Source organism: Litchfieldia stipae (assembly GCF_014837155.1).
Taxonomy (GTDB): Bacteria; Bacillota; Bacilli; order Bacillales; family Bacillaceae_L; genus Litchfieldia.
The window spans coordinates 72671-95267 of record NZ_JACYHA010000004.1 but is presented as its reverse complement, the minus strand read 5'-3'; the positions used below and the strand labels follow the sequence as shown (position 1 = coordinate 95267).

The 22597-nt window shown below is 35.8% G+C and carries 22 protein-coding genes; 10 read left to right on the top strand and 12 right to left on the bottom strand.

The window, feature by feature from the left end:
* Window positions 1-252 precede the first annotated feature (252 nt).
* The 12 genes from rhaA to F7888_RS06450 form a co-directional block, all read right to left on the bottom strand.
* The gene (rhaA, locus tag F7888_RS06505; RefSeq protein WP_191778371.1) at window positions 253-1506 is read right to left on the bottom strand and encodes an L-rhamnose isomerase; all 1254 of its coding nucleotides are present in this window, start codon (window positions 1504-1506) and stop codon (window positions 253-255) included.
* Between the two features lie 20 nt (window positions 1507-1526).
* The gene (gene rhaB, locus F7888_RS06500; protein ID WP_191778370.1) at window positions 1527-2945 is read right to left on the bottom strand and encodes a rhamnulokinase; all 1419 of its coding nucleotides are present in this window, start codon (window positions 2943-2945) and stop codon (window positions 1527-1529) included.
* Window positions 2946-3241: 296 nt separating this feature from the next.
* Window positions 3242-4204, bottom strand: a complete 963-nt coding sequence (locus F7888_RS06495) for an AraC family transcriptional regulator (RefSeq protein WP_191778369.1) — start codon at window positions 4202-4204, stop codon at window positions 3242-3244.
* 123 nt (window positions 4205-4327) lie between these two features.
* A complete protein-coding gene (locus F7888_RS06490) occupies window positions 4328-5089 on the bottom strand; it encodes a DeoR/GlpR family DNA-binding transcription regulator (RefSeq protein ID WP_191778368.1) in 762 nt (253 codons plus the stop codon).
* Between the two features lie 96 nt (window positions 5090-5185).
* On the bottom strand, window positions 5186-7255 hold the full coding sequence (locus F7888_RS06485) for a bifunctional aldolase/short-chain dehydrogenase (protein WP_191778367.1): 2070 nt from the start codon (window positions 7253-7255) through the stop codon (window positions 5186-5188).
* Window positions 7256-7472: 217 nt separating this feature from the next.
* The gene (locus tag F7888_RS06480; RefSeq protein ID WP_191778366.1) at window positions 7473-8195 is read right to left on the bottom strand and encodes a LutC/YkgG family protein; all 723 of its coding nucleotides are present in this window, start codon (window positions 8193-8195) and stop codon (window positions 7473-7475) included.
* A 3-nt stretch (window positions 8196-8198) separates the two neighbouring features.
* Window positions 8199-9623: a LutB/LldF family L-lactate oxidation iron-sulfur protein gene (locus F7888_RS06475; protein ID WP_191778365.1), complete on the bottom strand. Its 1425-nt coding sequence runs from the start codon at window positions 9621-9623 to the stop codon at window positions 8199-8201.
* A 3-nt stretch (window positions 9624-9626) separates the two neighbouring features.
* A complete protein-coding gene (locus tag F7888_RS06470) occupies window positions 9627-10355 on the bottom strand; it encodes a (Fe-S)-binding protein (protein WP_191778364.1) in 729 nt (242 codons plus the stop codon).
* A gap of 366 nt (window positions 10356-10721) precedes the next feature.
* Complete coding sequence (locus F7888_RS06465) at window positions 10722-11066, bottom strand: DUF805 domain-containing protein (RefSeq protein ID WP_191778363.1); 345 nt, start codon at window positions 11064-11066, stop codon at window positions 10722-10724.
* 128 nt (window positions 11067-11194) lie between these two features.
* The gene (locus F7888_RS06460; RefSeq protein ID WP_191778362.1) at window positions 11195-12541 is read right to left on the bottom strand and encodes a glycoside-pentoside-hexuronide (GPH):cation symporter; all 1347 of its coding nucleotides are present in this window, start codon (window positions 12539-12541) and stop codon (window positions 11195-11197) included.
* Between the two features lie 58 nt (window positions 12542-12599).
* Window positions 12600-14123: an FGGY-family carbohydrate kinase gene (locus tag F7888_RS06455; protein WP_191778361.1), complete on the bottom strand. Its 1524-nt coding sequence runs from the start codon at window positions 14121-14123 to the stop codon at window positions 12600-12602.
* 40 nt (window positions 14124-14163) lie between these two features.
* Entirely contained in the window at window positions 14164-14940 is a 777-nt protein-coding gene (locus tag F7888_RS06450; RefSeq protein ID WP_191778360.1) for an SDR family oxidoreductase, read from the bottom strand.
* A gap of 221 nt (window positions 14941-15161) precedes the next feature.
* On the opposite strand from F7888_RS06450, the gene F7888_RS06445 reads away from it, so the two are divergent.
* The 10 genes from F7888_RS06445 (at window position 15162) to F7888_RS06400 (ending at window position 22552) form a co-directional block, all read left to right on the top strand.
* A complete protein-coding gene (locus tag F7888_RS06445; RefSeq protein WP_191778359.1) occupies window positions 15162-16286 on the top strand; it encodes an ROK family transcriptional regulator in 1125 nt (374 codons plus the stop codon).
* A 189-nt stretch (window positions 16287-16475) separates the two neighbouring features.
* Window positions 16476-17597, top strand: coding sequence for a histidine kinase N-terminal domain-containing protein (locus F7888_RS06440; RefSeq protein ID WP_225228630.1), 1122 nt, complete (start codon window positions 16476-16478; stop codon window positions 17595-17597).
* A 121-nt stretch (window positions 17598-17718) separates the two neighbouring features.
* Window positions 17719-18489 (top strand): 2,4-dienoyl-CoA reductase, encoded by a 771-nt coding sequence (gene fadH / locus F7888_RS06435; RefSeq protein ID WP_191778358.1) that lies wholly within the window; start codon window positions 17719-17721, stop codon window positions 18487-18489.
* Between the two features lie 297 nt (window positions 18490-18786).
* On the top strand, window positions 18787-18954 hold the full coding sequence (locus F7888_RS06430; protein WP_191778357.1) for a hypothetical protein: 168 nt from the start codon (window positions 18787-18789) through the stop codon (window positions 18952-18954).
* 3 nt (window positions 18955-18957) lie between these two features.
* Complete coding sequence (locus F7888_RS06425; RefSeq protein ID WP_318246245.1) at window positions 18958-19299, top strand: redoxin domain-containing protein; 342 nt, start codon at window positions 18958-18960, stop codon at window positions 19297-19299.
* Window positions 19300-19390: 91 nt separating this feature from the next.
* The gene (locus F7888_RS06420; RefSeq protein WP_191778356.1) at window positions 19391-19717 is read left to right on the top strand and encodes a hypothetical protein; all 327 of its coding nucleotides are present in this window, start codon (window positions 19391-19393) and stop codon (window positions 19715-19717) included.
* Window positions 19718-19839: 122 nt separating this feature from the next.
* A complete protein-coding gene (locus tag F7888_RS06415; protein WP_318246233.1) occupies window positions 19840-20235 on the top strand; it encodes a GntR family transcriptional regulator in 396 nt (131 codons plus the stop codon).
* Window positions 20222-21118: an ABC transporter ATP-binding protein gene (locus tag F7888_RS06410; RefSeq protein ID WP_191778355.1), complete on the top strand. Its 897-nt coding sequence runs from the start codon at window positions 20222-20224 to the stop codon at window positions 21116-21118. Before F7888_RS06415 ends, F7888_RS06410 begins: the two co-directional genes overlap by 14 nt.
* Window positions 21105-21845 carry a hypothetical protein gene (locus tag F7888_RS06405; RefSeq protein ID WP_191778354.1) on the top strand — a complete coding sequence of 247 codons (741 nt, stop codon included), beginning with the start codon at window positions 21105-21107 and terminating at the stop codon, window positions 21843-21845. Before F7888_RS06410 ends, F7888_RS06405 begins: the two co-directional genes overlap by 14 nt.
* A complete protein-coding gene (locus tag F7888_RS06400) occupies window positions 21845-22552 on the top strand; it encodes a hypothetical protein (RefSeq protein WP_191778353.1) in 708 nt (235 codons plus the stop codon). Before F7888_RS06405 ends, F7888_RS06400 begins: the two co-directional genes overlap by 1 nt.
* Window positions 22553-22597: the final 45 nt, after the last annotated feature.

Here is a 22597-nt window from a genome sequence, read left to right as displayed (position 1 = left end):
ATCTCTCCCTTTCCTGAGTTCATTGCTCTACATCTCACATTAAGTGTTTATGGAATATCTTTTATCTATATATAGGCTGTATTTAAATCTTTAATCTTTCTATATTTATATATTACAAACAAAACAAAGAATAGTCAACATAAACACAGATATATTATTTGTTTTATTTTTGTTTAGTTCTAATTTTAGACACAATTAAAAATAAAGCCAAATAAAAAAACTAGATCTACTGATCTAGTTTTTTATTTTTGATTATCGTTTAGATAATACTTCTTTTTCATAGCTCTTTACTTCTTCAAGCCATGATTCTTTTACAGGTACACCCATTTGATCACAGTAGTAATCCCAGATTGCTCCAAATGGATATGTTTTAAATTCTTCCATTAGTGCTAGTCTTTCAGTGAAATTGCCTTCTTCTTGTAATTGCTTTAAGTGATCATTTGGTACAAGCATTGCAGCTAATAATGACTTAATCATGTTTCTTGTTCCAATGGTCCAAGCTGCGATACGGTTAATACTTGCATCAAAGAAATCTAAACCAATCATTACTTTATCAAGTGCATCATTTCGAACAATTTCTAATGCGATTTCTTTAAGCTCATCATCTAAGATGACAACATGATCACTATCCCAACGAACTGGACGAGATACGTGAAGTGCCACTTTGTCACTGTATAGTAGCATTGATGAAATCTTATTTGATACCATTTCAGTTGGGTGGTAATGCCCTGTATCTAGTAAGCATAATTTATTATTCTTTAATGCATATCCAAGGTAGAATTCATGAGATCCTACAACATATGATTCTGAACCAATACCGAATAATTTGCTCTCTACAGCATCTACATTGTATTTTTCATCAATTTCTACTGCAAAAATACGATCTAATGATTCTTTTAATCTCTTTCTAGGAGTTAATCGATCACTTGGGATATCCTTATATCCATCTGGAATCCAAACATTTGTTAAACATGTTGTACCAAGCTCTTTTCCGAAGTATTCAGCAATCCTACGGCTTGCAATACAATGTCTAATCCAGAACTCTCTGATTTCTTCATTTGGATGTGATAGAGTAAGTCCATCTGCTGCTTTTTCATGTGAAAATAGCGTTGGGTTGAAGTCTAATCCTAGGCCTTGTTCCTTTGCCCAGTTCACCCAGTTTTCGAAATGCTTAGGATCTAGTTGATCACGTTCTACAACTTCTCCGTTAGTTTCAGCATAGATAGCATGTAAATTAACACGGTGCTTCCCAGGAATAAGTGAAAGTGCCTTTTCTAAATCTTGACGAAGCTCTTCTGGTGTTGTTGCTTTCCCAGGATAGTTTCCTGTTACATCAATTCCACCGGATAATTCACTTTGGTTTACTTCAAAACCAGCTACATCATCACCTTGCCAGCAATGAATAGAAATCGGAACATTTTTTAATTGATCTAATACAGAATCAACATTGATTCCCCATTTTTCATATTGCTTTTTTGCTAATTCGTAATTTTCTTTAACAGTCATGATTAACTTCCTCCAATATATTAATTTACAAATGCTTCTTTATGTGTGTACTTTTTCACTTCAAATGAATCTTTGATGATGGTTCTAGCTTCATTAATGTCACTTATTTCATCTAGTGCCATCAGCTGTGCAACTAGGTTACCGATAGCCGTCGCTTCTACTGGGCCAGCATAGACTTCCTTCTTTGTCACATCAGCTATAAGTTGATTCAGCATTTCATTTTGACAGCCACCACCGATGACATTAATCTTCGGAAACTCTTTTTCATAAATTTCCTCAATTTCACCAATTGCTTGCTGGTAACTAACTGCTAAACTATCAAACACACATTTAGCAACTTCACCCGGAGTATTTGGAACTGGTTGGCTTGTCTCCTGACAATACTTTCTTATCTCTTCAATCATATTGTCTGGCTTTAAGAAGCGATCTTCATCTACATTTACTGTTGATGTAAAGTCACTAGCCTGTCTTGCTAATTCAACAAGCTTTGCAAATGAATATTCATCATTGTAATTACGCTTCACTTCTTGAATCATCCAAAGACCCATGATGTTTTTCAAGAAACGATAGCGGTAATCGATGCCACCTTCATTTGTAAAGTTGTAATCTAACGCCTTTGTAATACAGATTGGGAAATGATTCTCCACACCAATCAATGACCATGTACCTGAACTGATGTAGATTGTGTCATTTAATTCTGGTACGGCAATAACAGCAGATCCTGTGTCATGAGTAGCAGGTAAGATGACCTTCATATTGAAACCAAACTCTGCTTCTAATTCCTCTGTTAAATCACCTAAAATTGTCTTTGGCATCTTGATGTCGTGGAACATTTCGTTATTGATTCCTAGAGTATCTAATAGCTCCATATCCCATTTCTTCGTAAAGGCATTGACCAATTGAGTTGATGTCGCATTTGTGTATTCGTTTGCTTTTTTACCAGTTAATAGATAGTTAAAATACTCTGGAATCATTAGAAATGATTTTGCTTTATCTAACACTTCAGGTTGTGAGAGTTTCATAGAATATAATTGATAGATGGTATTGAACTTCTGGAACTGAATTCCCGTTTCTAAATACAAACGTTCTTTAGAAATTGTGTTGAACACTTCCTCCATCATTCCATCTGTTCTAGCATCACGATAAGCAACGGCATCTGTTAGTAGCTCATCATTTTCATCTAGTAAAACAAAATCGACGGCCCATGTATCAATGCCGATACTATCTGGTGTAATTCCCTTTTCTCTGCATTTATTGATTCCGATTTTTATTTCAGCAAATAATTTGTCTATTTCCCAACAATAATGTTGTCCTTTTAGTACAATTTGATTTTCGAATCGGTGTATTTCCTCAAGCTTAAGCTTTCCTTCTTCTATGAAACCAAGAATTAATCGTCCACTTGATGCACCAATATCAACGGCTAAACTGTATTTTGTCATTATTATCACCTCTTAGTGAAAGCGTTTGCTATACTGCTATACTACAATCATAAATGATTTATCATGACTTTATAATGTCGTTAATTATTTTATTTAGTGTCCTTATTTGCACTAGTAGTGAAATACAAAATAAAGCTTTTGTATAAAATGTTGCTTTTAAAGTCGCAGCCTGAATACACTCCGCGTCCTGCGGGGTGAGCGGTGAGCCTCCATGTATTTCGTCTGCTAGAAAATTTATTACAATTTTTTTATACAAAAACAAGCTTTTGGAAAACAGAAAAAAACATCTGTCCCTTTTAATTTGACAGATGTTCTCTATATTTTTTAGGGGTATATCCATATTTATTTTTAAAAATTCGGTAGAAATAACTGATATTATCATAACCGACTTGTTCTGCAATGGAGGTTACTGAGAGTTTAGTGCTTTCTAAAAGTTCCTTCGCCTTGCTTAGTCTCTTTTCCTGCAATAGCTCTTTAAAGGTAAACTTGGTTGCTTTCTTTATGTACTTACTCAATGAATAATGAGGCTGATGTAGCATCTCAGCTAATTCGAATAATGAGGCTGTTGGATAACGTTCTTCTATATATTTTAATGATTCCACAAGAATATATGGTTGAGATAATTCTTCCTTTGTCTGAGCTATTTTATCAGAATGCTTAATTAAATTTAATAATAATAAGCCCATGTATAACTTACTTGTTGAATCCGACAAAAAAGAGGGCTTCATAATTTCAACAATGATTTTCTCGAGTAACTCTTGGATTTCTTCTACTTCCGCTACGGCAAAATACAGGAATTGGCCACTTTGGGTATTGTTATAGATACTATTGATTAAAAAATCACTAATAATATTGTTAGATGACAGATAGGAGAAGATAAATTCAAAGAATTGAGGTTGAATGATAAAATTTAAAATAATGTCCTCTTTTGCACATGCAGAGATTTCATGCTCAATATGCTGGTTCAGAAACAAAAGCTCCCCTTTCTTTAGGGTGATTGTTTCATTTCCTACTTTTTGGGTGAGTGATCCATTATACACATAATTAATTTCAATGTAATTATGCTTATGTTTTGGAAAATCAATAAAGCGCGTATGCTTTCTAACCATAATCATTTTTTCTTTACTAAGAAATTTCTCGCTCTCAATGATGAAATTAGCTTGGCTCGTATAAATATCTCGTAATACTTCTTTGTTCTGTTCTAATAATGCTTGCTCTTCATCAGTGATTTCCATTAATTCTTCTAATAAATCTGGCATTCTTTGCTTTTCACCTCTAGCTTTCACACAACACTCAGTTCATTTTATCGTATTTTATCATGAAATGACAAACGCGTTAGAGGTCTTAAATGATATTTAAGATCTCTAACGCGTTTGTGAGTTTTAATCGACTAATTTTAGTTTAATATTCTTTTCTTTCAATACCTCTATGAAATCTGGAGCAATACTTTTGTCCGTTAGAATTTGATCAACTCGGTCTAATCCAGTAACTTGAACAAATGTACGGATTCCAAATTTTGTTGAATCCACCATTAGGATTGTTTCATCTGCTATGTTCATCATTTGCTGCTTAAGCAATGCTTGCCATTCATTTGAATCACTTAATCCAGCATCTAAATGGACACCTTTACATGAAATAAACGCCTTATTTACATGGTACATTTGTAGAGATCTCTCTGCAAGAGGACCTACATATGAGAGGGATTCAGGTAACAGCATTCCACCTGTTGAAATCACTTTAATTTGTTCTTTTTTGCTTAATTCTAACGCTACTTTAATCGAGTTAGTAATAACGGATAATGGCATATCTGGTAATTCCTTTGCCATGTACCAAGCCGTAGTACTTGCATCTAAAACAATTTGATCACCTGGATAAATTAATCTAACCGCTTCCAATGCAATTCTTCTTTTTTCAGCTGCGTTCATGATCTCTCTTTCTAGATAAGGGATCTCAGCCTCTTCTTTTTTTATACTAACTGCTCCACCATGACTTCGTTGCAATTGGTTTTCTTTTTCTAATTTCTCAAGATCTCTTCGAATAGTTTCCTCAGTCACACCAAATAACTGGCTTAACTCAGACACTCGAACACTTAATTTTTCATTGACTAATTCTAGTATTTTTTGATGACGTTCCGCTACAAGCACATTGGACACCCCTATATCAATCGTTCTTCCGAAACAATTGTGAGGTGAGCAATCTACCCACCTCACGTTCTTAAAAATACTATATCATATTATCTATTATCTAGTAAATGCTGCTGGGACCCCGCCGTCTACTGTTAACATACATCCTGTTGTCTTGTCTGCTTTAGATGAAGCAAAGAATGCAATGGATTCAGCAATATCACTCGGATAGATATTCACTAATAATGTCGTACGTTTGCGGTAGTGATCTTCTAATTGATCTGGATCAATTCCATAAGCAGCCGCACGCTCTTCGCGCCATCTTGAACCCCAAATGGCAGAACCTTGTAATACCGCATCAGGTAAAACTGAATTTACACGAATTCCGAATTCTCCACCTTCAGCTGCAATACATCTAGCAAGGTGAGCTTCAAGTGCTTTTGCAGCACTATATGCAGATGCATTTTTACCAGCATATACTGAATTCTTAGAACCGATAAATACCATGTTTCCACCGATTCCTTGTTGTTTCATTTGAGAGAATGCTTCACGAGCAACAAGGAAGTATCCTGTGCCTAAAACATTCATATTTAAATTCCACTCATCCAATGTTGTTTCATCAAATGGACTTGAAGTTGCAAGACCTGCATTATTAACGATGATATCAACCCCACCATAAGTTAGAGCTGTTAGTTCAAATGCGGCCTTTACTTGTTCTTCTTTTGTTACGTCCATTTTCACTGCGATTGCACGACCTTCACCATATTGCTCATTAATCTCTGCAGCTACCTTTTGTGCACCTTCAAGATTTAAGTCAGCTAGTACGACATGGGCACCTTCTGAAACAAAGCGACGGCATGTTGCACTACCAATTCCACCTGCACCACCAGTTACAAATGCAACCTTACGTGAGAATTCAGCTTCAGCTGGAGCTAGTGATAGCTTATAAAGCTCAAGTGGCCAGTACTCAATATTATAAGATTCATTTTCATTAAGAGATACGAATTCTCCTAGAGTTGTAGAACCTTTCATAACTGCAATTGCACGGTGATAAAGTGCACCACTTACGTTTGCCATCACAAGATTTTTACCTGAGTTAATCATTCCAATCCCTGGAATTAAGATAACTCTTGGAGCTGGTTCAAACATTTGATCGCCTTCATTTTTGTTGCGTTCAAAGTAGTTCTTATATTCTTCTTTGAAGCTTTCAACACCAGCTTTGATGCTAGCAATTAACGCCGCAACATCCTTTGTTTGTGGATCCCAGTCAATAAATAATGGCTTCATTTTTGTATGAACTAGGTGGTCTGGGCAAGCTGCACCTACTTGAGAAAGGTCTTGAGCATTATAGCTATTTACAAATTCAAGAACGTCTTCACCATTATCATATGTTAATAGCATTTTCTTCTCGTCGCTAACCGCCCCGCGGATAACAGGCATAACTTGAGCAGCAATGCTTCTAGCTTCTTCTTCTGAAAGTGATTGGTATTTTGCACCACCAAATACTTTAGAAGCATCAATCTTACTAGTAATATATTGTTCTGCTTCATTAATGACTGAAATCGTTTTTTCATAGCTTTCTTGTGCTGTATCACCCCATACAACAAGACCATGCTTTTCCATAAGTACAAGTTCTGCGTTAGGATTGTTTTTAACACCTTCAGCAATCATTTTTGATAACGTAAATCCTGGTCGTACATAAGGTACCCATACAAAACGATTTCCGTAAATTTCTTCAGCAATTTGGCGTCCGTTATCAGCACAGCAAAGGCTAATAATTGCATCAGGATGAGTATGGTCTACATGTTTAAATGGTAAGAAAGCATGTAGTAAAGTTTCAATTGATGCACGTGGATGCTTGCTATCGATCATACAATGACCTAAATATGCAACCATTTCTTCATCTGGCATTTCATCTCGTTCGATAAGTGGTTTAATATCCTCAAGATTCAAACCAGTAAAATTATGCGCTTTCATTGTTGCTAAATCTGATCCACTACCTTTAACCCACATGACTTCAATATCGCGACCACGGAAATCTTTTTCCACTGTCTTCATTGATGTATTTCCGCCACCCCAGTTACAAACAGAACGATCTGTACCAATTAAATTTGAACGATATACTAACTCATCTAACCCCTTAGATAAGCCTGCTGCTTCTTCTGCATTCCATAAGCTTTTAACCATCATTTATTCCCCCATCTTTAATTCCTTTTTTCAACATGGAAATAGTATTTGTTTGTTTCTGTTTTCATTCTACAATATCTTTGTTTGTTTTGGAATAGTTTTTTGTACTTTTTGTGTCTTTTTTGTTTTGGTTATTTTTGTATTGTTTATTTCCTTTTATATCCACAGCCTGACTACACTCCAAGTAATCAGACTGCTAGATTTGGGAAAAGGTTCTTTATTTATCATTCACAATAATATAAGAAGCTTTGATTGGGCCATGTACTCCAACTACGAGGTTTAATTCAATATCGGCACTATTACTTGGACCTGTTATGAAATTGACACATGAAGGAACCAATTCGCCTTCCTTTACCTTGCTACTAAGATAGCTTGTAGCCTGTGTCATTCGAGGAACAATCGTGCTTTTTGGGATAATCGCCACATATGTTTTTGGTAATAGACTGACTGATCTCCCTTTATCTGAGTTGCTAAACAATACTACTGTTCCAGATTCAGCAAGTGTCATATCACTAAAAGTAATGCCAACATCTGCACGCTCTGCAATTTCAATATTTTCTTCACCCTTAGCTAAGTCCCACTTGTGAACATCCTTGCCATCGTTTGGAAGCTCCTCAAATAAAAATTCGTCAAGAGCATACTCCTTAAAACGGTCATCATTCCAAGTAATAACAGAATTTGATTCATACTGCTCGATGATTTTACTGATTTGATCCTTTAACTGAGAAGTATTGACCTCATATACTTGTGTATGAATGACCTCACATTGCTTTTTCAGTACTTCTACTAACTCATCTTGAGTTGCATCTTTTAAAACGTCCCATTGTGGTTGACGTTTCCATACTGGTTTTTCAACAGGGGTTTTAATTCGTTCACGCCCGAACTTTGTTGCTACATTTGCTAAGAATTTATCCTTGTTATAGATCTTTCCTGTTTCCATGTTTTACTGCTCCTCCTTTCGATTTGATTTAAACCAATCTCTAAATCTCTCTTTAGTAGGTGCAGGGAAGTCACGTACATCTGTCCATGGCTTCATTGGACCTGGTCCTTTTTTAATCGAATGGTCTTGAGTAAAGGGTGACATAACGGTATTAGCTGATTTTGTTCCAGCTTTATACAATGTAGGTGTGCTTGCAGCAAGCTGATAGCCTTTCATCGCAAGCTTTTCACCAAAGCTTGATTTCCCCTCATCTTCAACAATTTTACGACGGTGCTTAATAAGTAACTCATGTAATGGAATTTTCACCGGACATGCTTCTGTACATGCTGCGCACAATGAAGATGCATAAGGTAATTCTTTATAATCCTCATATCCACCTAATAATGGAGTAAGGACCGCACCAATTGGACCAGGATAAATAGAACCATATGAATGGCCACCAATATGACGATAGACAGGACACACATTAATACAAGCTGCACACCTGATACAGTGTAGGGCACTTTGAAACTCAGTTCCTAGTATATTTGAACGTCCATTATCAACGATAACCAGATGGAATTCCTCTGGACCATCTATATCTCCTTCATCCTTTGGACCTGTTAATCCAGTGATATAACTTGTTAACTTTTGACCAACGGCACTACGGCACAATAAGCTTACAAGAATATCAAGCTCTTCCCATGTTGGAACAATTCGTTCCATGCCCATCACCGTAATTTGAGTCTTCGGAAGAGTCGTTGCAAGACGTGCATTCCCTTCATTAGTTACAAGACTAATCGAACCAGATTCTGCAACAGCGAAATTACAGCCTGTAATTCCTATATCTGCACTTAAGAACTCTCCACGCAGTTGCTCTCTAGCAAATAATGCAAGTTCCTCTGGGATTTCTGATTTATCGTAGCCCTTCTTCTCTTTGAACGTATCCCTAATTTGTTCTTTATTCTTATGAAGTGCAGGAACAACAATATGTGATGGTGGGTCATGATCATCTAACTGGAGAATATATTCCCCTAAGTCTGTTTCAATGACCTCACAGCCAGCTTGCTCTAACACTTCGTTTAAATTGATTTCTTCTGTTACCATCGACTTTGATTTTACGATTTTTTTAGCTTCTTTCTCTTTTACAACCTTTGTGATATATTCATTGGCTTCCTCTGCTGTTTCGGCAAAAAACACATGTCCACCACGTTTAATCACATTCTCACTTAATTGTTCAAGATAGTAATCGAGGTGTTCAAGCGTATGAGTTCTAATCTCTTCTCCTAATTCACGCCATTCTTCCCAATTCCCTAACTCTTCAGCTGCATTTAATCGTCTACCTTGCATTCTTTCCTGGGCAGATACAACCGCATTTCTCATAAAGCCATTATTGATCCCCTTATCAACCCGGTTAAAAAACTTCTCTTCCCCTATCTTCATTGGCATGCTTTATCTCACCTCACCTTGACTATTAAGTACTTCTGCAATATGCATCACTTTAATTGGTTTCCCTTGACGATTAATACGTCCACCGATATTCATTAAACAACCACAGTCTGAACCAATTAAGATTTCTGAATCTGTTTCCTCAATATGTTTAACTTTCTCATCTACCATTTGTTCGGAGATAGGAACCATTTTCACTGAGAATGTTCCACCAAAACCACAGCAGTTCTGACTGTTTGGAAGCGGTGACATTTCTAATCCTTCTACATTGTCAAGAAGCTTCAATGGAGCTTCCTTTACTCCTAAAAGACGTGTCATATGACATGACTTATGATATGTTGCCTTCGCATTTAAACTCGCATTCAAGTTTTCTACTTTTAGAACATCTACTAGAAATTGTGTTAATTCAAAGGATTTATTAGCTAGCTTTTCTGCTCGTTGCTTCCATTCTGTATCATCTTCAAATAAGTGTTTATATTCATGCAGCATTGAGACACATGATCCAGAAGGTGATACAACATATTCCGAATCTTCAAAGGTACGGATCATATGCTTTGCAACCTCTTTTGTTTCTTTATGATATCCACTATTATATGCAGGTTGTCCGCAGCAAGTTTGGTTTTCTGGAAAATGCACCTCACACCCTGCCTTTTCTAAAACCTCAACCGTATCTTTACCAACATTAGAATAAAAGATATCAGCAAGACATGTTATAAATAATGAGACTTTCATCATTGTCCCTCCAATAATTCTATTTAGAATCTATGTTCACAAATCATTCAATAAATAAAGTATACATGAAAACCCTTATAATTTCATCCGTTTTTCTTTATTTGTTTTTACTTTCTTTTATTTGTATGGTTTTTACCATTTTAAATGAAAGGCTGTTTTCGTATATATTGTTGCTTTTGATACCGCACCCTGAATACACTCCGCGTCCTGTGGGAGCCAACTAGTCCCACGGGAGTCCCCCGTGTATTCAGTGTGCTAGAAATCTATTCTCAATTAATTCACCTCAAAAAACAACAAACTTTGAGAAAACAGCCAAATGAAAAAAAGGAAAGCTACACGATAACATGCAGCTTCCCTTTGTGAGAATTAATATTTAGGATTTGGTCCGTATTTGTTTTCGCCATCCTGACTATCTAGGCAAGTGAAGACGATTAGAATAATGACACCGATTAGTGGGACAAAACTAATAAAGAACCACCATCCACTTCTTCCGGTATCATGAAGTCTACGAATCAATACCGCTAAAGATGGTAATAGAATAAATAAAGAATAAAGACCTGATAAGATTTCCGGCATGTCTAGCAACATTTCAACAAGAGATAAGACTAAACCGATTAGGAAGTTAAATAAGATAAACATCCAGTATTCAGTACGTCTAGCTCTTCCATCGAATCCTACATAATTTTTTACTACTTTCAAATACCACTGCATAAGAGCACCTCCATCATCATAAAAAGTTTAAACAACTTTGATTATATCGATTCCCCTCTTTGTTGTATATGGTGAAATTACCAAAATTATTCATAGAGAAAAGAAATTGAAGCCGCCCTATACCTATATTACAGATTTACAATTTTTTGATCTGATAATGCACGACGTCGTTCTAATTCAATACTCATTTCTGATCGTTTATCATCTAGTTTATAGAACAAAGTCGTTACTACAATCAGTAAACAAATAACTAGTGGGGTCCAAATAAAACTAATTTCAATAAATTGCAAAGCAGTCGCAGTTTGTGTTGCATTTGGTATATATCCACCGATACTAAGTAGCAATCCTATAAATGCACTTGCAAGACCCATGCTTCCTTTAACAAAGAAGCCTTGGAAAGCTGCAATCATCCCTGAAATACTCCGATTCTTCTTATACTCTGAGTAATCTATAACATCTGGCTGAATAGAGAATGTCGTTCCAAAGATTCCATAAATACCAAGTCCAGTTATTGCTAACCCCATTATAAGTAAAACAGATGAAGACTTTCCGATAAAGATCAGTAAATCACCAGCTATAAATATCACCGTACTAAGTAAAAGAACATGTTTCTTTGACATTCTCCGTTGAAGCGAAGGCAATACAAACAGCATCGGTAATCCCGAGAGAATACCGAAAAGTCCTACAAAGGTTAACCAATCCGTTCTCCCTAAATTATAGGTGAAATAATAAATCACCGTCGTATTTCTAATGACAAAAAGAGCGAAATAGAGAAAGTTCAAGATAAAGAAAATATATGCTTGATCAGTCAATCCTTTTAAATCCTGTTTGAAGGAGGATTTTCCTGGTTGAACGGTAGGTGGAATAACCTCTTTCGTATTCATAAAAGTAAATACAAACAATAGCATTGCAGCGACACCATATAGACTCATCGTAATTAAGAAACCTTTTTGTGTGTCCCCTTGGCCAAAGAAATTCACCAATGGCATTGTGACAGACATGACTAAAGCTGTTCCAATTAATGCACAAATCATTCTAGTTGATACTAACCAGTTTCGTTCATTAAGATCTGAGGTTAGTCTTGGTACAATTGTATTTAATGGGATATTTACTACTGTATATGCTGTAGACAATAAACAATACGTGACATAAGCCCAAATAATTTTTCCTGTCATAGTGAAGTCAGGCACAATAAAAGTCATGACAGTAAATACCGCAAATGGAATTGCACCGATAAGAAAATATGGCCTTCCTTGTCCCCATCTCGTGTTCGTTCTATCAACCAATAAACCCATACCAGCATCTGTTGCAGCATCGATTACTTTTGTGACTAACATTAAAGTACCTGCAACGGCTGCTGTTATTCCAAAGACATCTGTGTAAAAGAACATTAAGTAAGACGCCATTGTACTAAATACGAGGTTGCACCCTAAATCTCCGACTCCATATCCAATTCGTTTTTTCCATTTAGTCATTTTCATCACAGATCCTTATAAGTAATTTTTCAATCCTATGCAACATTGCTTTATCTAATCAAGAAAGAGCTGTTAGCGTTTTCATATCTTGTTTTAAATTCTTATAAATAGATTTATAGACTTTGTAATATTCATTATACTTTTCATGATTTTGCTTATTTGGCATGATTTTCTCATCTAATACCTGCCATTTCTTAACATCCTCATATGAAAGAAGACCTGTTCCAATTCCAGCTAGCATGACATCTCCCATATTCGCTTCAACATCATGTACTGGACAGACAACTGGATAACCAGTCACATCTGAGAATATTTGTCTCCACAATTTAGACTTTGTTACTCCACCTGCTAGTAAGATATATTCCCCTAGATTTTCCCCTGTCGCTTCCATTGCATCTCTTAGAGAAAACGCCACAGCTTCAAGAAATGCACGGTATATATGAGCTTTTGTATGTGCCAACGATAGACCTACGATTGTTCCTTTCGCATCTGAATCCCAAATTGGACTTCTCTCTCCCATAAAATATGGCAGGACAATTAGACCTTCACTGCCCACTTTAATGTTAGCTGCTTGTTCATTCAACACATCATATGCATTTTTGCCACCAGCTTTTTCTACTTCAATTTCATATTGACACATTGTTTGACGGAACCATTTAACAATTGCACCAGCTGTAGCTCCTCCAGCAAAATAATAGGACAGTCGTTTCGCATCATATAAATATGGCCAAACAATTAAATCCTTTCCTTTCACTGGCTTATCTGAGATTAATGCGGCACACATTGAAGTTCCAATTGCAGCTGCGTAAATACCTGATTCAAATACACCAAGACCAATATTTGCAGCACCACAATCAATTCCACTTGCAATTACTGGCATCCCTTCTGAAAGACCTAACTCTGTTGCGATTTCTTTCGTTAAGCCACCCACAATATCTGTTGATTCAACGATATTTTCTGGCATCATCGAAAGTGGAATTTCCATTGCATCCATCAATTCCTTTGACCAGGTCCGATTATTCATATCAAAAATACCACCAATATTCCCTGCAGACGAATAGTCAATCGCAACTTCTCCAGTAAGCTTATAAATAATATAATCATTTGGGGGTAGAAAGAGCTTTGTTTTTTCCCAGTTTTCTGGCTCATTATTTTTCATCCATAATATTTTCGTATAACCATAATACGGATCAGCCCCGTTATGAGTAATTCCTCGAAGTTTGTCTTCTCCGATATGATTTAACACCCAGTTTGTTTCATCAGTCGCACGACGATCCATCCAAATCATACACGGTCTAACAGGCTCCATATTTTCATCTAGTGGAATACCAGATCCACCATATAGACCACTAATAGCGATTCCGCGAATCTTCTCTGCTGGTATACCTGATTTCTGAACGGTATTCTTAATTGATGCCTTCGTTGCATTTAGCCACACATCTGGCCACTGCTCTGCCCATAATGGCTTGGGAGTCAAGACATCATATTCCTGTAAATCCTGAGCAATTAAGTTTCCTTGAGTATCCATTAATATGGTCTTGGTACCTGATGTTCCAATATCTGTACCTAGTAAATAATTCATCGTTAGTCCTCCTCTTACATCCTAGGGTTCTATCAGTCTATTAGATACAAGTAAAAGCACCGTCAATCACAAAATCAGATCCTGTGGTAAAGCTACTAGTGTCACCAGCAAGATATACACAGATTGACTGAAGCTCCTCTGGTTTACCCATACGGCCAAGCGGTGCCATTTCATTCCATTGTTCAATTAAAGGCTGTAAGCTTGGAGAATTTAAAGTTAATTCCGTTCCAATATAACCAGGACTTATACTATTTACGCGAACATTTCGTTTTGCCCATTCAACTGCTAGAGATTTTGTTAGCTGAATTACTCCTGCTTTAGATGCGTTATATGAACACTGTGGTTGTGGCACATTCACGATATGACCAGACATTGAAGCCGTATTTATAATTGAGCCACCACCTTGTTTAAGCATGACTTTTCCGGCTGCTTGTGCCGTTAGGAATACACCAGTAAGGTTGATATCGATGACTTTCTTCCATTGCTCGTATGTCATTTCTTCTGCAGGGATATTCATACAAATTCCAGCATTACAGAAGGCTACATCTAGACGCCCAAACGTTTTTAGTACGCTTACAATCATTCCGTCTACATCTTCCGGCTTCGTAACATCTGCTTGAATTGCTATCGCTTTTATTCCATTTCCTTGTACAAGCTCAATTGCTGTCTTTTCTGCTTCAGCGATATCTAGATCGACAATGGCTATATCAGCTCCCGCTTCAGCAAAAGCAGTCGCAACACTTTTACCAATACCCCTTGCTCCACCAGTTACAACAATTTTCTTACCGTCTAATCTCATTTTTTCAATAATACCCATTTATAATCTTCCTCTCTTTATATAATCTAATTTTGTAAATTCATTTTATAAAATACATTTACATAATAAAGCGTTTTCTTTAAATAGTCAATATATTAAAAATACAGATTTGTCATCAACATTTTGCCAAAGTTGTTTTTGTCAGACTTTATATGATATATTTTTATCATGTATTAGAGAAATAGATTTTATAAATTCTTTTTGTATAATGAGGTATTTTTATGGATAATAGCATCACCTTAAAAGATATAAAAAAAAGTAATTACACATCGATTTTCCATCTTATTTATCAACACGAGAAACTTTCCAAACAAGAGATTGCTAATCAGCTTCATTTGAGTTTACCAACTGTAACCCAGAATTTAGTTCGTCTGGAAGAAGAGAAACTAATTGAGAAAAGTGGACAGTTCGAATCTTCTGTTGGTAGGCGGGCTACTGCATATACGGTTTGTACCCTGGCTCGGATTAGTATTGGAGTAGAGATTCAAAAAAAGACTGTGAACATACTTGCCATTGATTTAAAAGGGCATGCTTTTAAGCAAATTAAACGATCGATTGATTATTCCAATGTAGCTAGTTATTACCAAGAATTAAGTGAAACAGTAGAATCCTTCATTTCATCTCTTAATCTTGCAAAAGAACAGGTGCTTGGAATAACTTTTGCCGTTCAGGCCTTAACGTCTGCAGATGGAGATAAAATTACTTACGGGAAAATTTTGAATATGACTGGATTAGATATCTCTGTTTTTTCTCAGTATTTGGATTATCCGTGTAGATTTGCTCATGATGCAAAGTGTGCGGCAACGACAGAGCTATGGGTTAGAAATGACATTGGAGACGCTGTCTATTTATCAATAGGTACCCACCTTGGTGGTGCACTTATCATTAATGATCAAATTTATATGGGGAAAGAAGGATTTAGTGGAACGGTAGAACACATGACGATTGATCCAAGTGGACCAGCTTGTTACTGTGGAAAGAATGGATGTATGGAGACCTATAGCTCAATTAATGCACTATTAGCTGTAGATGAATCATTAGAAACGTTCTTCAAACAGGTTCGTTCAAACAATCCAACTTTTGTGGCAAGATGGGATCAATTCTTAGAACAATTGGCATTTTCGATTAATAACATACATCTTGTCCTTAACCGAGATTTTATTTTAGGTGGGCATATATCCCCTTTCTTAAACGATAAAGATTTAGAAATACTCCATATGAAAATATATGATAAAACGGCATTCCCAAGCATAGAGCCATTCATTCATTTAAGCTGTTCACCTGAAAATGGTGTACCCATTGGTGCTGCTATCCCTTTTATTCAATCATTTTTGGATTCTGTCTAAGTATATATATTTTCATTTTCAAAGAACGTCTCCTTATGTTGAGAGGTTCTTTTTTTATTGAATTTCCAAAAGGTAATAATTACCACTATTTTTTTGTAATTTTGATTATTTCTTAAAAGGACTTCTATATATGAAAATCGAATTTATATTAGATAAGATTTTGATTGAATTAGGAAGTGGTGGTATAAGTTGGGTTCCATTTCACAACAAAATAATAGAAACCCTTTTGTTACTTTTCTTGAGGAGAAGCAAGCGTTATTTATTGAAGAATGGTATGAGAATATTATCATCAAAACAGATGACCTAAATAAAGATAAGATTATAAAAAATGGGTTGCATATGTATGCATTAACTAAATTAACAATCGAAGAGTCACTTTCAACTGAAAGCTTAAAATACTTTGCATATAAAGTGGCACAAGAACGCCTTGAGGCAAATAGCAACATTGGAGAATTTGTCTATAATGTAAATTTAGGAAGAAGCATCATTCTCAAATATATTATTGAAAGTGACATGGACAATCAAACAATGAAAAAAGTAGTCATTGAAATTAATCGGTTATTTGACCAGTTTAATTTCCATGCTGTCTCACAATATACTTACTTAAAAGACAAGCAACTTCAAGAAAAGACAATGTTTATTAGTGAAAACCATAAAGATAAGTTGGCTATATTAGGGCAAATGTCTTCAAGCTTTGTCCATGAGTTTCGAAACCCGTTAACATCTGTTATTGGATTTACAAAACTATTAAAAAGTGAACATCCCGAGCTAAACTACCTAGATATCATTGATTTAGAATTAAACCAGCTAAAATTTAGAATTACACAGTTTCTTCATACGTCAAAAGCTGAACTTAAAGAAGACCATAGAGAGAATTTTGACATTTCCTCTTTATTTGAAGATATTTTACAACTCACTTACCCTAGTATTGTTGATACTCATGTAAATGTTCAAACAAAGATAGATCAACCCTTTTCGATTACTGCAAATAGAGATGAAATCAAGCAAGTCTTATTAAATATCTTTATCAATTCTTTAGATGCACTAAGGTCTAATACGAACAAACCGAAGAATTTAACTGTCGATTGTCATAAAGTTGAAAATGATGTAGTTATTACCATCACAAATGACGGACCTGAAATCCCGAAGGAATCACTTGAAAAGATTTTTGATCCGTTTTTCACAACGAAGGAGCTAGGAACTGGTATTGGATTGTTCGTCTGTAAGAAAATTATCGAAAAACACGGGGGAACAATTGAATGTTCTTCTAATCCAAATGCAACCACTTTTACTATTAATTTACCTTCTTGATAACAAGGCCTGTCTATTAATAACGAATTCTGACAGGCTTTATTTAATTTCCATTGCATCAGTATCCTTTGTTGTACCATTGAATACTTATTTTAGAAGACTAATACTGGAGGGGACTTATATGAAGGATAAGGTTGTAATTGTTACAGGTGGAAGCAGTGGAATGGGAAAGGCAATGGCAGCTCGTTTTGCCAAAGAGGGTGCATTTGTAACCATTAGTGGTCGAGATCCCGAAAAGTTGTATCAGGCAAAAGAAGAAATTGAAACATACAAGGGGCAAGTCCTACCTGTTGTCATGGATGTTCGAGATGAAGAAAAAGTTCAAGAGATGGTAAGTCAAACGAAGCAAGCCTTTGGTACAATCGATTTCCTTGTCAACAATGCTGCTGGAAACTTCCTCGTTAGGGCCGAGGAGCTAAGCTCTAATGGCTGGAAAGCAGTCATTGACATTGTCCTTCATGGAACATGGAATTGTACTCAAGCAGTTGGAAAGGAATGGATTAAAGAAAAGAAATCTGGAAGCATAACAAATATTGTTGCCACCTATGCATGGACAGCTGGTGTTGGTGTCGTTCATTCGGCAAGTGCCAAAGCAGGAGTACTTGCAATGACAAAAACACTTGCGGTTGAATGGGGTAGTCAATACGGAATCCGCGTGAATGCCATTGCTCCAGGACCTATTGAGGATACTGGTGGTGTACAGAAGCTTCTGACTGATGAGGAAGCAGTTCAGAGGGTCCTTGACGGGATACCCCTCAAACGCTTTGGAAGAGTAGATGAAGTGGCAAACCTTGCTGCATTTCTCTTTTCTCCTGAAGCTAACTTTATTAATGGTGATTGTATCACAATAGATGGAGGTCAATGGCTTAATAGCTCATCATTTAAATTTTAACTCTAGATTTGCAAGCTACTTAGAATTTTGTTGATTCATTTATCAGAGGCTGTTCGTGTACTGTTTGAATGTTACTGCCTCTTATATTTTGGCTGTTTTCGTATATATTGTTGCTTTTGATACCGCAGCCTATATATATATCACTTGTTCCTTTCGTAGTGTTTTCCACAAAGTCCAGTTTGGGAAAGTCAAACAAACCACGGTTGGGACATATGAGTGGAAAAGCTTTTAGAAAATAGTTATGATGTTATTATCTAACGTGAGTTTGAAATTTTAATAAGAAAGTAAGGAGATATTATGCAGAAAAAGCTAATGCTTTTGTTTGTGATCTTTGTTTTTGTTTTATCAGCATGTGGGCAAAACCAAATGGAAGAGACTGTCACATTATTGGATCAAAATAAGAACGAAGTCTCATTTCCACAGGAAAAGCCTACTTTATTCTTTTTTATCACAACTTACACCTGAGGAATCTGTCAGCAGCAACTGGTTCAGTTGCATCAGAACTTAGATGAATTAGATGGAATGGATGTAAATATGTATATTCTTAGCAATGATTTACCTGAACAGCAATTAGAGCTTTACCAAGCACTTGAACAAGAGTTTGGAAAAAGCGTGGATTTTGTTTCAGACACAAATCTTGAAGTTGCAGATTTATTTGGGATGAAAAATGGTGAAGTAGCTTACCGTGGATACGGCATGCTAGACACTGAAGGCAATGTCGTATTTAAGACTGTTAATGACCATTGGGGCGAAGAATTCGATCAATCGATTGAGGAAATTAAAGAAGAGTATGACAAACTCACAAACTAAATCAGTTCGTGAGTGAGAGTATGGTGCAGAGCATGAAGAAGAGTTTCAATATCATTTTATATTTGTTTTTATAGTTGGAACCATCATAACTATGCTTATAGTGTATAAGGATATTGCTTCACCTTATGTGGTTACATTCATAATTGGATATGTCATTTTTCTTCTTATTTATGTTTTATCGTTATTAATCAAGGTCCTTATCAACCTACGTTCATTTATATGGGAACAACTCAGAAAGAAGCTATTTACTTTTTTTATGTGGTTTTTATTTTTGAATGGTTCAACATTCTTAATCAATTATTTCTTTATCGACTCTACGTTTGAATTATGGGATCTCTCCATACCTCTTGGCCTAGCTTTTGGGATTGCCTTTGCTGACCTATTATTTAAATCAAATAAAGAAATCACGAGCGATTAATCTTCTCTAAGATTAATCGTTTTTTTATTTTCTCTAAAAATATATTGCATTTTTTACCAAATTAGAAGTATACTACATTATAGCACTAATGCACTCATGTACATCCTAAGGAGGTGTAACCTGTGATACTTAATCCAGATAGCATGAAGCCGATTTATGTTCAATTAGCAGAGTGGTTAGAAACAGAGATTTTGAATGAGCACATTAAAGAGAATGAAAAAATCTATTCACAGTATCAGCTAGCCGAAATGTTTACTGTTAATCCTGCAACTGCTGCTAAAGGTTTAAACATTCTTGCTGATGAACGAATTTTATATAAGAAAAGAGGGCTTGGAATGTTCGTCGCCCCAGAGGCAAAAACATGGATTCTAAAAAAAAGGAAGGATCAAATTATGAAAACCTTAATTTTGGAGTTAGTGGTAGAAGCTGAGAGATTAGGTGTAGACGAAGATGAATTAATCTCTTTGATCAAAGAAGTGAAAACAAATTTAGGGGGGACCAATGATGAAGGTCATTGAATGTGATAGACTCACCACAAGCTATGGGAAAACGAATGCTTTGAATAATTTAAGCTTTGTGATTGAAGAACACACCATCACCGGCTTAATTGGACGAAACGGAGCTGGTAAAACCACTCTCTTAAAAACACTAGCTGGCTTTTATATGCATACATCTGGCAAATTACAGGTGTTTGGTGAACATCCTTTTAATAGTTTGAAGGTATCTGCCAATCTTATCTTTATCGATGACGGAATGATTTTCCCACCTTCACTGACACTTTGGGAAATCCTAGAAGCTAGTAAAAACTTTTACCCTAACTGGGATCACGAATTAGCAGAAAGATTATTTACCTATTTTGGCTTTCATAAGCAGCAATCTCACCAAGTTCTCTCAAAGGGAATGCGAAGTACATTTAATATGATTATTGGATTATGCGCAAGATGTCCACTTACCATCTTTGATGAACCTACAACTGGGATGGATTCTTCCGTGCGCAAGGATTTCTATCGAGCTTTATTAAAGGATTACTTAAAGCACCCTCGTACGGTTATCCTATCTAGTCATCTATTAAATGAATTAGAGGACATTCTTGAAGATGTGCTTCTCATTCATAATGGGCAACAGAAGATTCATTTGTCGATCTCGGACTTAAAGCAATATGCACTTGGATTAACCGGAACTACTGCTGCAATCGATGAGTTACTTGGATCCGTTGATATTCTATACACAGAGCAATTAGGAGTAAATACTAAGTATGTCGTAGTTCGAAATCAACTATCTGAAACAACTCTTCATAAGCTCAAATTAAATGGGGTTGACATCTCTGCCGTTGCAACTGATGACTTATGTGTCTATTTAACAAATCGACATAAAGGAGGAATTGATGATGTATTTAACTGAACCAAGTATTTCTAACATTGTGAAGCAGCAGTACTTATTCAAGCTTAAATCCTATTTAGGATTTTACTTTGGGCTAATTGTCGTTCAGACACTAGCGATCCTATCAAGTCTAAATGGCACCAATGGCATGTACTCAAGTTCAAATGATTTCGATGTTGAAATGAATGGCTACTCAAATATGTCGATTATCGCATTCACCATCATATGGGGCTTTATTATCTCTATCATGATCACAACGAAGTATTCAAGAAGACAGGATGTTTCCTTTATCTCTAATCATCTAACAACAAATCTAGCAAATGCAGCATTTATTCTTACTATGAGTATTGTTAGTAGTTTGACTGCCATCCTATCTGGAAATCTTTCTCGAGTCATTCTCTATTTTTCTAATAAAGATTCGATTTTCTTAGGAGAACATTTTCATTCATCACCGACTGAGTTACTTCTAAGTTTCTATGTAACTATTTTATATGTCCTACTCGTAAGTATTATAGGCTATTTATTCGGAATGTTAGTACAGTTATTCAAACCATTAGTTGTGATTATTCCTGCCGCAATTATTGCAGTCGCTAGCATTGAACAAACAGATGTGACGAATCTCAGTATGATTCAATTCTTCGTTCAGGAATCTTCTCTACTATTTTTTAGTTTGAAAGTGTTGATAACAGTTTGCCTAATCATGGGTAGTATTATCTTGTTTTCATCTAGATTGGAGGTGCGTGGCTAATGGCAATGTGGGGAATTTTAATTCCAGTCCTATTTATCGTTTTATTATTTATGGGATCCTACACGATACAAAGGTTTCAACATAAAAAAAGCTTGAGATTATTGCTAGTCGTATTCCCAATCATTTTGCTCGTATCTACGGTTGTTTATTATTTTCTTCCAACAGATGACTTTGTCTATGGCTATGATCCTTACAAAGCTGAGCCATTTGGTCAAGAGGAATATAATCAATTTTATGAGTTAGTATTAGATGGGCAGGTTGAGAACATTAAGTCGATCCATTTAAATGACCAATGGAGCTTTGATTATGCCGGTGAAGAGATTAATGTAGAAGTTGATTATGTAGAAGGTGCTTACGTCTGGTTTGTTGCTGAACGCAAAGAAGAGAATGATGGGAAAATTGAGGTATTTCATTATAAGACATCAACCTTTGTCGATACCATCAATGTACCTAATGTTTCAAATCATTATAAAATTTCACAGGTTGATCAATCATTAATCATTACACCACCTAATAAATACAAGTTAAACATTACTGCGTTCAGTACTGACTCTGTTCTAACGCAATTTTCAACTACTCCTAATAGCTCAAGGAATGGATTTTCCGATATAGATTTCCACGGTAATCAAGTTATCTATTTAAAAGTGCCTCGTGACCTTAACATTACGAGTACAGAGTATATTGAATATGTCGGTGAAGCAGAGTAAAGAAGAGTAATGTAGAAAAACAGTATCAACATTAATCAGAATCGA

Excerpts from the sequence above, each read along its gene's own strand:
- rhaA (WP_191778371.1), bottom strand. The coding sequence starts at position 1,506 with ATGACTGTTAAAGAAAATTACGAATTAGCAAAAAAGCAATATGAAAAA.
- rhaB (WP_191778370.1), bottom strand. The coding sequence starts at position 2,945 with ATGACAAAATACAGTTTAGCCGTTGATATTGGTGCATCAAGTGGACGA.
- F7888_RS06495 (WP_191778369.1), bottom strand. The coding sequence starts at position 4,204 with ATGCCAGATTTATTAGAAGAATTAATGGAAATCACTGATGAAGAGCAA.
- F7888_RS06485 (WP_191778367.1), bottom strand. The coding sequence starts at position 7,255 with ATGGTTAAAAGCTTATGGAATGCAGAAGAAGCAGCAGGCTTATCTAAG.
- F7888_RS06480 (WP_191778366.1), bottom strand. The coding sequence starts at position 8,195 with ATGGAAACAGGAAAGATCTATAACAAGGATAAATTCTTAGCAAATGTA.
- F7888_RS06475 (WP_191778365.1), bottom strand. The coding sequence starts at position 9,623 with ATGCCAATGAAGATAGGGGAAGAGAAGTTTTTTAACCGGGTTGATAAG.
- F7888_RS06470 (WP_191778364.1), bottom strand. The coding sequence starts at position 10,355 with ATGAAAGTCTCATTATTTATAACATGTCTTGCTGATATCTTTTATTCT.
- F7888_RS06465 (WP_191778363.1), bottom strand. The coding sequence starts at position 11,066 with ATGCAGTGGTATTTGAAAGTAGTAAAAAATTATGTAGGATTCGATGGA.
- F7888_RS06460 (WP_191778362.1), bottom strand. The coding sequence starts at position 12,541 with ATGACTAAATGGAAAAAACGAATTGGATATGGAGTCGGAGATTTAGGG.
- F7888_RS06455 (WP_191778361.1), bottom strand. The coding sequence starts at position 14,123 with ATGAATTATTTACTAGGTACAGATATTGGAACATCAGGTACCAAGACC.
- F7888_RS06450 (WP_191778360.1), bottom strand. The coding sequence starts at position 14,940 with ATGGGTATTATTGAAAAAATGAGATTAGACGGTAAGAAAATTGTTGTA.
- F7888_RS06445 (WP_191778359.1), top strand. The coding sequence starts at position 15,162 with ATGGATAATAGCATCACCTTAAAAGATATAAAAAAAAGTAATTACACA.
- fadH (WP_191778358.1), top strand. The coding sequence starts at position 17,719 with ATGAAGGATAAGGTTGTAATTGTTACAGGTGGAAGCAGTGGAATGGGA.
- F7888_RS06430 (WP_191778357.1), top strand. The coding sequence starts at position 18,787 with ATGCAGAAAAAGCTAATGCTTTTGTTTGTGATCTTTGTTTTTGTTTTA.
- F7888_RS06420 (WP_191778356.1), top strand. The coding sequence starts at position 19,391 with ATGCTTATAGTGTATAAGGATATTGCTTCACCTTATGTGGTTACATTC.
- F7888_RS06410 (WP_191778355.1), top strand. The coding sequence starts at position 20,222 with ATGAAGGTCATTGAATGTGATAGACTCACCACAAGCTATGGGAAAACG.
- F7888_RS06405 (WP_191778354.1), top strand. The coding sequence starts at position 21,105 with ATGTATTTAACTGAACCAAGTATTTCTAACATTGTGAAGCAGCAGTAC.
- F7888_RS06400 (WP_191778353.1), top strand. The coding sequence starts at position 21,845 with ATGGCAATGTGGGGAATTTTAATTCCAGTCCTATTTATCGTTTTATTA.